The sequence below is a fragment of the Cohnella candidum genome, from assembly GCF_003713065.1.
GTDB classification, from domain to species: Bacteria; Bacillota; Bacilli; order Paenibacillales; family Paenibacillaceae; genus Cohnella; species Cohnella candidum.
This window is the reverse complement of the sequence record NZ_CP033433.1, coordinates 523,816-535,815: the sequence shown is the minus strand read 5'-3', so window position 1 is coordinate 535,815 and position 12,000 is coordinate 523,816. Positions and strand designations below refer to the sequence as shown.

Here is a 12,000-nt window from a genome sequence, read left to right as displayed (position 1 = left end):
CCCAAAGGGAGGAAGATCACGAATGAAAAAGTCGATGATGTCCCTGGTTTTGGCCGCCTTGCTTGCTTTATCGGCAATTGCACTTCCCCAAATGGCCGCGAATGCCGCCGGGACCGGCGGTTCCGTTCAAGTCACTTACAGTTCGTACAACGACAATTCCGGTTCCTACAAGCTTTCGGTACAGCCAAGTAAAACATTGGCGCCGGTCGACACCGCCCCTGTAGACGCCACGATTCAAGTCGACCCGTCGATCACTTATCAGTCGTTCGTCGGCTTCGGCGGAACGATGATCAACGACGATATTTACGAGCTCAATCGTCTCAGCCCTGCCGACAAAACGAATGCGCTGAAAGCCTTGTTCGATCCGACCGTCGGCAACAACTATACGCTGATGCGCCTCGAGATCGGCTGCGTCGATTTCTGCTCGGATTACGATCCGAATTTGCCGGACAAGGGATTCTGGACGTACGACGACAACGGCGGCGTCGCGGATCCGGCGCTGGCGCACTTCTCGATCCAGAAGGACATCGACAACGGCACGATTTCGACGCTGCAGCAAGTGCTGCAGATCAACCCGAAGGTCAAATTTTTCGCCTCCGTCTGGTCGCCGCCCGCCTGGATGAAGGACAACGGTTCGCTGATTAACGGCGGCAGCGTGCTGCCCCAGTATTATAGTACGTTGGCGGACTATTACCGTAAATTCGTCGAGGCGTATCAGGCGCAGGGCATCCCGATTTACGCGGTCACCTTGCAGAATGAGCCCCAAATTAACATGCCGTACCCCACCACCGTTTGGACCCCCGCCCAGCAGGCCAGCTTTGCCGTCACGCTTGGGCAGAACTTCGCATCGCACGGGCTCAAAACGAAAATCTGGGCGCTGGACGACAACTCCATCCACGCTTTCGATTTCGGAGAACAAGTGCTCAAAGATCCCAGCGGAGCCAGCCCGTACATCGACGGACTCGGCTTCCACAATTACGACGGGCTCGCGATGACCTCGTCCACCGGCATTCATTACCAATACCCCGACAAGACGCTGCATTTGACGGAAATTACCAACGGTGCCGCGAAACTCGTCCAATATTTCCGCAACTGGCTCAACAGCTATGATTACTGGATGACCTTCGGCGAATTCATGCCCGGACCCGGTCCCGGCTACTGGCAGAATGCCACCTCCGACAACCCGGACTTCTACGTCGATACGCAGGTGTCCTGGGCGGGCACGCCGGGCAGCAGCTCGTACAAGCTGAACGCTTACTACTACACGTTCGGCCAGTTCTCCCGGTTCATTCAACCCGGCGCCGTCCGGATCGACAGCACAGACGCGTTGTTCGGCGGCAACGTGACGAACGTTGCGTTTAAGAACCCGGACGGCACGATCGTTCTCGTCGTCGTCAACCGGATTCCGACCGACAAAAACAGCACGAATATGAACACCCCCGCCAAAACGATCCGGATCGCGACGCCGGACGGGCAATTCATTGATACGATTCCCGGCGACACCGTCGCCACGTACCGATGGACGCCGACTACGGGTGACGTCTTATCCCCTGCAGGCTGGTCGGCTTCCGCTTCCAACACGAACGGCTCCTACTCCGCCAAACAAGCGATCGATGAGTCCTCATTGACGCTGTGGAACAGCGGTACCAATCAGGCAAGCGGCCAATGGTTCACCTTGAACTTGGGCTCTGCCAAAGCCTTCGACCAAATCAGCCTGAACCAGGGCCAGCTGTGGCCAAACGACAATCCGGGCAGCTATCAAGTGTTCACGTCAAGCGACGGCGTCAACTGGGGTTCCGCGATCGCGAGCGGTACCGGATCGAACGGCATGACGAACATCACTTTCGCGCCGCAAACCAAGCAATACGTGAAAGTTCAACTGACGGCCAGCGCAAGCCGCGGTTGGACGATCGGCAACGTGTCGCTGTACAACAGCAAGAACGGCCTGCTCCCTCGGGACGGATGGACAGCCAGCGCTTCGTCGACCGAAACGAACGGCTCGCCTTCCAGAGTCCTCGACGGCAGCCTCGAAACGCGTTGGTCGAACGGCGCCGCGCCGGCTCCCGGACAATGGTTCCAGGTCGACATGGGTTCGGCGAGAACGTTCAACAAGATCGACATGGACACCGGCCCCAGCGTCGGCGATTACGCTCGCGGTTACAGCGTCGCCGTATCGAACGACGGCGTGAATTGGAGCAGTCCGATCGCCTCCGGCACCGGTCTCGGCCAGGATATCCAGGTCAGCTTCCCGAGCCAGACGGCACGATACATCCGGGTCACGCAAACCGGCAGTTCCAACAACACCTGGTGGTCGATCGCGGAATTCCGCGTCTATAACCAGAGCCCTCCTCTGCTGAACCGGTCCGGCTGGACGGCAAGCGCCTTTTCCACTTCGGGAACGGACGTGCCGGCCAACACGCTCGACGGCAGCCTAACGACCCGTTGGTCGAGCGGCACGGCACAGGCGAACGGTCAATGGTTTCAGGTCGACATGGGCAAAATCAACGCGATCAGCGGCGTCACCCTGAACGCCTCGACGTCGACGGGCGATTATCCCCGCGGCTATCAAGTGAGTATCTCGATGGACGGTACCGCTTGGAGAACCGTGGCGAGCGGCTCGATTCCGGCGCAGGATAACCTGATCAGTTTCCCGGTCGAATTCGCCCGCTATGTGAAAGTGACGCAGACCGGCACCGCAAGCGGCAACTGGTGGTCGATCCACGATTTCAACGTGCTCGGCGTCCCGACGCCGCCTTCCGTGGGAACGCCGATCAGCCACAGCGGCTGGACGGCGACCGCTCAGGGAACGGGGTTCAATTCCACGCCAGCCATGGCCATCGACGGCGAGTTGAACACCAATTGGACGACCGGCAATGCGATGGCGGGCACCGAATTCTTCCAGGTTGACCTCGGTTCCACGCAATCGTTCAGCATGGTCGAATTGAACGCCAGCCCGAGCCTCGGCTGGAGCCTCGATCCGACCCCGTCCGACGCGCCGGTCAATTATGAAGTGTACGTTTCGAACGGAGGCGCATGGACGATGGTCGCGCAAGGCTCCACGACCGGGCAGCCGGTTACGAGAATCACTTTCCCGACCCAGAACGCCCGCTACATCAACGTTCATCAGACGGGTACTTCCAGCCGCTGGTGGACAATCGGAGAATTCAACGTCTATCGGTAACGCCACGGAAAATGCCATCCCCGATCATGGGGATGGCATTTTTTCCGAACACGATGTCTTTTACGAGAAATACGTTCGGATAAAGTACGCCGGCGTGCAGCTCCAGGCATGGCAATAGCTGTTGATCAGATTGCTGCCGTAAGGAGAATTGTTCTTGTCGGCGGGATCGTAGACCTCCCAGAAGGTATCCGCCCCGTCCCGCATCATTTCTCCCCAATACGCTTTCATCTGCTCGAGCGCCTTCTCTTTCCTTCCGGCCAGGATCAGAGCCTCTACCAGATGGTGATACATATAAGGCGTCTTGGGCCGAATCTCCGGGTTCACCGTGAGCAGGCGGTCCAGCAGCTCCCCGTTCCGTTCGGCGTCCAGCACCTCGGCGAGCACCATCCAGACCTGGGAGGCCCAGGAAATTTGACCATCCGCGCCGCTGACGAAGAAACCGCGTTCGGAATCCCATAAATACTCGAGTGCCGCAGCCGTCACGATCTTCAGTTGCCGACGGATGAAGCTCGCCTTTCCGGCATCTCCAACCCGTTCGGCAAGCGACAATGCCCGTTTCATGGTATAGATCAACACCGCTTGAGCGGAAGCTTGCTTATTCAGCTTGTCATGCCAATCCGTGAAGCACCACCAGGAAGGATCGTCCTTCAGGATTCCCCGCTCATCCAATCTTTCCAAGGAGAGCAGGATCTGCTCGTAAGCGACGGGCCACAGCTCCCGCAACGCTTCTTCATCCTTCGAGGCACGGTAATAGTCGTACAAGGTAGCTGCGAAGAAAAGCGAATAATCGTACAGGTAAATGTCGTCCCCGGCGGGTTCGGGTTTTTCATAGACGCAAGCACCCACCGCTCCGTTCTCCAGCCGGAGATCGGCAAACAAATAGAGACAGCGTTTAACCAAATCATAGTTGCGGAAAGTGCAATAGTTCGTCAGCGCTTGAAGCCGCAGGTCCCCGATCCAGAGCCGGCGGTCCCGCTTCGGTCCGTCCTCGAATACGGTCTGCATGCAATCCTGCAGCGTTTTCACGGCGATCCGGTCCATGTCCCGCAATTCTTCCGGAATCGATTCGGGCAAAGCCGCGACTTGGCTGACGTCCGCGGAGGTGACCGCGGTCACGCGAATATCGGGGAAAACAACCTTGTACTTCCGTGCCGGCGTGATGAATTCCACCTTAAGGTAGCGAAACGTATAACGGCGGGGCAGCGTGTACGTCCCGGGCAGCACGTCGAAATTGAAGATTTCGTCCTGCAGCCAGGAGCGGTCCAACCAGCCGTCATACCCCTCGAAATCCTCGGCCATTTCGCAAGGCATTTCCCCGAACGTGAGCTTCATCCGGACGGGCGAATCGGCACGCGCCTCAATCGTATCGAGCGACAAAGTCAAATAACCGACTTGATGGTCTCCGAAATCCAAAATGAAACTGTCGCCCTTGCCGAACCCCCGCGTTTGGAGTTCTTCGACGGTACCCGCCTCTTGCACGGCCCAGCCTTGAAAGGCGTTCGGGTCCGCAACGACCTCCACCAACCTTGCGGGGGTTACGGGATGTTCGGCCAGTCGCGGCAGCAAGCTCTCCGCCTTATCGACGAATGGATGGAATGTTTTCACGAATTTAACGCTCCCTGTGCCATGCAAGTCATTCCTTCACGCTGCCCAGCACGATGCCGCTGATGAAGAAGCGCTGCAAGAACGGATAGACAAGCAGAATCGGCAGCGACCCCAGAAAGATTTGCGCCGCCTTGACCGTCCGGTCGCTGATCTTCGTGAGCGAGTCCAGGTCGGCCTGGGCCATCGCCGAGAAGTCCTGATTGATGATGATGGTCTGCAAATAACTCTGAAGCGGATAGTGGTCCGGCGTGTTCATGAAGATGAGGCCGTCGAACCAGGCATTCCAGTGGCCGACCGTCGCGAACAACGTCACCGTGGCCAGCGAGGGCAGGGACAATGGGACGTAGATCCGCCACAGGGTCGTCCAATGTCCGGCTCCGTCCATGAACGACGCTTCCTCCAGCTCCTTCGGAAGATTGCGGAAGAAGTTCAGCATCAGGATGACGTTGAACACCGGTACGGCCGCCGGCAAGACCAGCGCCCAAATCGTATCCATGATCGCCGTGTATTTCACGATCATATAGGTCGGGATGAGCCCGCCGTTAAACAGGATGGTAATGACGAAAATCCACGCATACCACGTCCTTGGCCGAAACACGCCGGTCTCTTTCGACAGAGGATAGGCGATGAGGATGGTCAGCAGCATGTTGACGGAAACCCCGATCGCCACCCGCTCCAAGGTCACCCCGATCGATTTAAGGAAAGCTTTCTGTTCCGCCACGTACTTATAGCTGCTGAGCGTGAATTCGACCGGCCAAAGCTTGACGTAACCGGCCGATGCGGCCGAGCTCGAGCTGAACGAAAGAGCGAGCACATGGAGCAGCGGAAGCACGCACGCCAGTGCCACGAGGGTAAGGAAGATATAATTGAAGGCGAAAAACGCCTTTCTGCCGGGGGTGAGATGCTCTACCACGACGCGAGCGCTCCTTTCTCTTAGAAGATTCGGTAGTTGGCGAGCCGGTAAGCCAAATAATAGGACAAGGAAATGAAGGACAGCGAGACGATCGACTTGAACAGGCCGACGGCCGTCGCGACGCCGTACTGCGCTTCCTGGAGCCCGATCCGATACACGAACGTGTCGATAATGTCGCCTGTCTCATAGACTTGCGGGCTGTACAGGTTGAACACCTGGTCGAATCCGGCATTCAGCACGTTCCCGAGGCTGAGTACGGACAAGAGAACGATGATCGACGCGATTCCGGGCAGCGTGATGTACCAGGTCTGCTTCCAGCGTCCCGCGCCGTCGACGATGGCGGCTTCATAGAGGGACGGATTGATGCCGGTGAGCGCCGCTAAATACACGATCGTGTTAAACCCGAATTCTTTCCATACGTCGGAAGTCACCAGTACGAACCGGAACCAATGGTTGCTTCCGAGAAAGTAAATGGGCTCGATCCCGACCGATTTCAGCATGGCTCCCACGATTCCTTCGGAGGGACTCAGGATATCGATCAGGATGCCGCCCAGGATAATCCAGGACAGAAAATGGGGCAAATAAATGAGCGTCTGCACGCCCCGTTTGAAAAACGCTTTGCGCACTTCGTTGAGCAGAAGAGCCATCACGAGCGGTACGATAAGATTCGCGACCATTTTCATGAGCGCGATGACGATCGTATTCCACAAAATTTCCTTCGTATCCGGCAAATTCGCGACGTATTTGAAATTGTCCAGCCCGATCCAGGCCGAGTGGGCGATTCCGCGCGCCGGAATGAATTTCTGGAACGAGATGACGAGCCCGAGCATCGGTCCGTAATTGTATACCAGGATCAGTAGCAGCCCGGGAAGAATCATGAGATGAAGCGGAAGCTGCGGGATTCGGCCGCTGCGGGTTCCTTTGCGGTTGACGGCAATGTCGGCGTTGGTTTCACGGCCGGCGATCGATGTGCTCATCGCGATACTCCTTCCTTGGGAAAAGAAACGGGAGGGCTGGGGTTGATCCATGGCCCTCCCGTTCCGGCGTTACTCCGTTTTCACTTCGATTTTGCCCAATCGTTCACTTCTTGGGTGATTTGATCGCCGCCAAGCTTCTTCCAGTCGCTGACGAACTTGTCGAAGTCGTCGACCGAAGAACCGCCCATGATGATCTTCGTGAAGGTTTCGAGTTCCATCTTCAACAGCGTCGCGTTTTTGTCGGCCATCGTCTGGGTAGGCGCCCCGTAGAACTCGCTCGGCTTCAGGAGGTTACCTGTCACGTATTGGTCGATGACTTTGAACGAGCCTTCGCGGCCGAACGTTTTGTCGTAAGCCCAGTCGGTCGGATCGCCTTTGCCTTGCTCCATGGCGAGGCTGTGGTTGTAGGCGTCGGTTTCTTCCGGGTTGAGGCTGGACGGATCTTTGCTGTCGAGCGCTTTCACGATGTTGTGGTGAATCGTCAGGTTTTTGTCGGGACGGCCGACCGTGAACGGGAAGTACCCCCATACCTCGATGTCCCCGACTTTGGAGTGCGCTTGCCATACGTCCTTCGGCGTGCTCGGATCGAATTGCAGCTTCGCGAACAGGTTCAACATTTTGAACAGCGCTTCCGGATGCTCGGCTTTCTTGTTGACGACGTAGTATTGGTCGATCGAGACGGCCGGCGTTTGCGGGTTCGCCGGGTTGCCATCCACGGACACGATCGGGTAAGCCTGCCAATCCGTGTTCGGATCGTTCTTGCGGCCGTCGCCCAGCGACGGGAACAGCGTGTTCCACATCAGGCCGTAGAACATGCCGAGCTTGCCGGAGTTCGCCAGTTCGGCTTCCTTGTTCTCGTCCTTGACGCCGAATTCCTTGTCGATCAGGCCGTTCTTGTACATTTCTTGCAGCTTGGCCAGCGCGGCTTTCATTTCCGGCTGAACGCTGCCGTACGCCAGGGTACCGTCAGAAGCTTTAATCCAGCTTTGCGGGTAAGCATGGTAGCCGTTGAAGAAGCCTTCCAAGCTGCCGAATGCGCCGCCGCCGTTCGTCCAGACGAGCGTTTTGTTCAATCCCAAGCCATAGGTGTCCTTCTTGCCGTCGCCGTCCGGATCCTGATTGACGAACGCTTCCGCGATTTTCTGCACGTCGTCCATCGTCTTCGGCTCCGCCAGGTTCAGCTTCGTCAGCCAATCCTTGCGGATCCACAGCATCGGGGAGTTGTCAATCGTCGCGACGCCGGCCGGAAAAGCCATCAGCTTGCCGCCGAAGGTCGCCGCGGCCAGACCGTTGGTCGTCGCGTCGGCGAACTCCTTCACGAGCGGAGACGCGTATTGTTGGTACAGGTCGGTCAAATCGAGGATTTGGCCGGCGTCCGCCAGCTGCTTCAGCTGGGTGGCGTTAACCGCGAACACGTCCGGCAGATCGCCCGAAGCGATCGACACGTTCATTTTCTCGGCGCCTTGATCCGCCTTGACGACCCACTTGTTCTTCAGCGTAATGCCGAGCTGATCTTTCAGGTCGCGCGTCCAAATGTTGTTGTCGAGATCTTCCCCGCTTTGGAACTTCAGTTCGTTTTTGAGGATGCGTACCGTGGAGATTTCGATGCCCTGGTCGTATTTGCCGAACGGATCCGCCGCCGGTTGGGCGGACGGGCTGGCGCTGTCGGAAGTGCTCGCGCTTGCGGGAGCGCTGCTTGCCGGGGCGCTGCTTTCCGCATTCTTGTCTTTGTTGCCTCCGCAGGCGGAAACCACGAGCGTCAAACACAGAAGGCTAGCGACCGCCGCCGCTTTGGTGCGTTTGTACATGTTCTTTTCCTCCCCTTGTCGGTATGAAAGTGTAGCTCTTCTACTTTCATTTTCAGTATAGAGGCGGGTCTGGAGCCCGTATATTTCACATCTTTTAGAACCGTTATCTTTTGTTTGTATCTTGGGAGTTTTTTCATTTCTCATGGGCGGCGCGGTATTCCTGCGGCGTGGTTCCGGTATGCCGCTTGAAGAAACGCGTAAAATAGCCGGCCGTCGCGAAGCCCACCTGCACGGCGATTTCATGGATCTTGAGGGGCGAACGGGCGAGAAGCTCCTTGGCCATGTCGATCCGAAGCTCGGAAATGTAATCGAACAGGTTCCGCCCCGTGCTTTGTTTGTAGAGGGTCGACAGGTACGAAGCGTTCAAATAGACGACGGATGCCAGCGTATCCAGGGATAGGTCGTCGGCCAGATGCTCGCGGATGTGATGGTTCAGCTTCTGGATGATTTTCACGGTCCGTTCGTCGACGGTTCTTTTCCGCCGTTCGAGCAAACGGGACGCGGTCTCCTTCAAGTACGAGACGGCGGCTTCCTTGGTCGGATGGCCGTCCAGGTCCATCAGCCGTTTCGCCGTGTCCCCGCCCTCGGGGGATTCGGCGCCGGCCGCGTTCAGCTGCCGCAGCAGCATTAGGGCAACCGCATAATAAAATTCCGCATACGAGGCGAAAGTCTTGAAACCCGCCTGAAAGCTCTCGTCCAGCAACCGGTCCCATTCCTGCTGGCGGCCGGATTCCAGCATCTGCTCCAGCTCGGACAACCGACCGGCGAACACCGGGCTGCCATCCGCGTCTTCCGTTTCCGTCTCGCAATAGGTAATGAGCATGTCCTGCCCGTCCCCGAGGCCTAAAATCATCGTTTGCCTAAGATGCCGATAGGTGGCCGCAAGACGGTCCCACGCAGCGGCGCTCCCCGTCGTGACGAACGAAACCGGGAGCCGGAGCAAGTCGCGGCAAGTCGCCTGAATGCTCTCCAGCGTTCCCAGTACGAACCCGGCCGTGTCTTCCCAGTCGGCTTCGTACGGAAGCGCGGGCTGGATCATCCACGCGAAATGGGAGCCTTCCAAAAGGATCGGCAGAAAAAGCACGCGGGACAAATACTCCTCCGCGATGTTCTGGATCGCGTACAACAGCAAGGTGCGGCCGGAGTCCCCGTCTTCCTCCCGCCACCGGTCGACCCGGCCGGCCACGAGCAGGACGGGCCGGTCGGGCCTTAAAAGAACGCCCAGTTCCTCCATTTTCGCCGGTTTCAGGGACGAGGACGCGCTTTGGGGATCGAGCAGTCCCATGAACCAATCCTTGCGAAGGAGAGGAAGGGCTTGCCACAGCTGGTCCTTGGCCCGCAGCAGGAATTGCTCGTTCAGGGACTCCTCCCGAATCCGCGCGACCGCTTGACGGATCGCGCGCTCGATCGCTTCGTCGCCTTCCGTTTTCAGGATATAATCCGTGCCGCGATTGCGGATCGCCTGCTGGATCGAGCTGAAATCGCTCATGCCGGTCAAGAAAATAACCTGGCACCTGGGCCATCGCTCCAATATCCGTTCCTGCAGCTGCAGGCCGTCCATTCCCGGCATCCGGATGTCGCTGAGCACGATGTCGATTTTCTTGCGCGTAAGGATTTCAACCGCTTCTTCGGAGGAATAGGCCGTGTGAATCTCCAGTTCCAGATCTTCGATCTCGGACAGCATTTCCTCCATGCTTTCCACGATATAAGGTTCGTCGTCAATGATCAGCAGTCGGTTCATGGGGGGTCTCTCCTTCTCTCGGGATGACGATTGCGACTTTGAGACCGCCAAGCTCGCCGATGCTCAGCCTGAGCCCGCTTTCCTCGCCGTATTTGATCCGCAGCCTGCGATGCACGTTGAGCATGCCGGTGCTTTCCCGGACGTCGTCGTGGACGCGCAGCGCCAGCTGCAGCTCCTCCAGCTTCTCCTGCGTCAATTGATCGCCGTTGTCTTCGACGGAAATCAACAGGACATCCGGCCCCAGCCCGATCCGTACCTCAAGCCGGCCGTTTCGGGTCATTTTCTCAAGCGAATGGTTATAAGCGTTCTCGATGATCGGCTGCAGGATCAGACGCGGGACGGCCAGCTTGTCCGAGCCTTCCGGCAGCTCGTCGAAATGGGTTTCGATCCGATGGCCGAACCGGATGGACTGGATCTCCATATAGGTACGGGCATGGTGGGCTTCCCTCTCGAACGGCACCTCGTCCGCGGCGTCGCGCGTGATGTACTGGAAGTACTCGCCCAGATGCTTCGTCAGCCGAACGAGGTTCTCGTTGTCTTCCCGCTTCGCCATGCGGTAGAGAATGAAATACGTATTATACAGAAAATGCGGGTTGATCTGCGATTGCAGGTGTCTGAGCTCCGACAGCCTCGCCCGGTACTGCTGCTCGTACACCTCGTGCACCATGACGTTCAGCTGCCGGACCATCGAATTGAACTGGTCGTACAGGTAGCCGAACTCGTCCTTGAACGGATACTCCACCGTCTGGTTGAACTGCCCTTGCTCGATGCGGCGGAAGGATTGCAGCAGCGAACGAAGCGGCCTGTGAATGATTCGGTAGAGGCTGAGCGAAAAAGCAAGCATGATCGCGATGGAAGCCGCGGAGAGCGCGATCATCCACTTCCGGTAAGTCGATACCGGCGCATCCACGTTTTGGGTCGGGACGAACATCGAGAGAGACATCCCGTAAAGGCTCGATTCTTGCTTGGCTACCCGATAAGAGGCTTTGCCGACCGTAAGGTTGCGGACTTGTCCGCTGGAGAGCGTGTCAAGGCCCCGGATATCCTTAGCGAAAGCTCCTGCGGCGGCGGTGTCGGCCGTGCCGGAAATCGCCCAGTTCATGCTTTTGCCGGTCAATACCGCACCGCCCCCTTTCGTCGTGAAGCGGGACAGCGTGGATCCCAGCTCGGACCGGGAGATTTCGACGAGCAGCAGGAACACCGGCTCCCGGTTCGTCGTCTCCGGATACGGCATGCTGATGAAAATGCGGTCGTTCCATACGATAAACGGCGATTCGAGCCGGTTAGGCGCTTTTCTCAAACCCTCGAATTGGACGCGGTCGAGTTCTTGAATCGAGTTGTCGTTCGAAGATATCGTGCGATCCATGAGCGGGATCATGACGGACACGTTCTCCACGAACGTGCTGGACTGCTTGAGAAGATCGAGCCGCCGCTTCAGGCGCAGAACCGCCTGCGTCCGATCGAAATCGCTCATGATTTCGGCTTTCACGCTCAGGTTCTGCAAATCTTCGTCATTCACGTATTGGTGGAGCAATTGGAAGACGCGATAGAGGTCATTGTCGAGGATTTCCATGTACAAATTGACCCTGGAGGTCAACGAATTGTCCATTTCCTGTTTGAGGTTTTTGGCGCCCGATTCGTTCATGAGCGTCCCGATCACGTAGATCGGACTTAAAACGAGCAGGAAGGTGAGGACGAGCTTTGGGAACAAACGAAGCGAGGTCAGGCGTTCTCTGAGATTCATACGGGTCACGTCCCATCCATGGGCTCAAAAG

The 12,000-nt window shown here is 57.6% G+C and carries 7 protein-coding genes; 1 reads left to right on the top strand and 6 read right to left on the bottom strand.

The window, feature by feature from the left end; translation table 11 throughout:
- Positions 1–22: 22 nt before the first annotated feature.
- Complete coding sequence (locus tag EAV92_RS02470) at positions 23–3,181, top strand: discoidin domain-containing protein (RefSeq protein WP_123039610.1); 3,159 nt, start codon at positions 23–25, stop codon at positions 3,179–3,181.
- 60 nt (positions 3,182–3,241) lie between these two features.
- Here the strand turns inward: EAV92_RS02470 and EAV92_RS02465 are convergent, their stop codons facing one another.
- The 6 genes from EAV92_RS02465 to EAV92_RS02440 form a co-directional block, all read right to left on the bottom strand.
- Positions 3,242–4,786: an alpha-L-rhamnosidase-related protein gene (locus tag EAV92_RS02465; RefSeq protein ID WP_206424272.1), complete on the bottom strand. Its 1,545-nt coding sequence runs from the start codon at positions 4,784–4,786 to the stop codon at positions 3,242–3,244.
- Positions 4,787–4,814: 28 nt separating this feature from the next.
- Positions 4,815–5,699, bottom strand: coding sequence for a carbohydrate ABC transporter permease (locus tag EAV92_RS02460; RefSeq protein ID WP_123039608.1), 885 nt, complete (start codon positions 5,697–5,699; stop codon positions 4,815–4,817).
- Positions 5,700–5,719: 20 nt separating this feature from the next.
- Positions 5,720–6,577 (bottom strand): ABC transporter permease, encoded by an 858-nt coding sequence (locus tag EAV92_RS02455; protein ID WP_241158519.1) that lies wholly within the window; start codon positions 6,575–6,577, stop codon positions 5,720–5,722.
- 179 nt (positions 6,578–6,756) lie between these two features.
- Complete coding sequence (locus tag EAV92_RS02450; protein ID WP_123039606.1) at positions 6,757–8,484, bottom strand: extracellular solute-binding protein; 1,728 nt, start codon at positions 8,482–8,484, stop codon at positions 6,757–6,759.
- 133 nt (positions 8,485–8,617) lie between these two features.
- A complete protein-coding gene (locus EAV92_RS02445; protein ID WP_123039605.1) occupies positions 8,618–10,225 on the bottom strand; it encodes a response regulator transcription factor in 1,608 nt (535 codons plus the stop codon).
- Entirely contained in the window at positions 10,203–11,969 is a 1,767-nt protein-coding gene (locus EAV92_RS02440; RefSeq protein WP_123039604.1) for a sensor histidine kinase, read from the bottom strand. Before EAV92_RS02440 ends, EAV92_RS02445 begins: the two co-directional genes overlap by 23 nt.
- Between the last annotated feature and the right edge of the window lie 31 nt (positions 11,970–12,000).

Bases quoted from the DNA above. Each gene is read 5' to 3' on its own strand.
- EAV92_RS02445 (WP_123039605.1), bottom strand. From the start codon at position 10,225: ATGAACCGACTGCTGATCATTGACGACGAACCTTATATCGTGGAAAGC.
- EAV92_RS02440 (WP_123039604.1), bottom strand. From the start codon at position 11,969: ATGAATCTCAGAGAACGCCTGACCTCGCTTCGTTTGTTCCCAAAGCTC.
- EAV92_RS02455 (WP_241158519.1), bottom strand. From the start codon at position 6,577: ATGATTCTTCCCGGGCTGCTACTGATCCTGGTATACAATTACGGACCG.
- EAV92_RS02470 (WP_123039610.1), top strand. From the start codon at position 23: ATGAAAAAGTCGATGATGTCCCTGGTTTTGGCCGCCTTGCTTGCTTTA.
- EAV92_RS02450 (WP_123039606.1), bottom strand. From the start codon at position 8,484: ATGTACAAACGCACCAAAGCGGCGGCGGTCGCTAGCCTTCTGTGTTTG.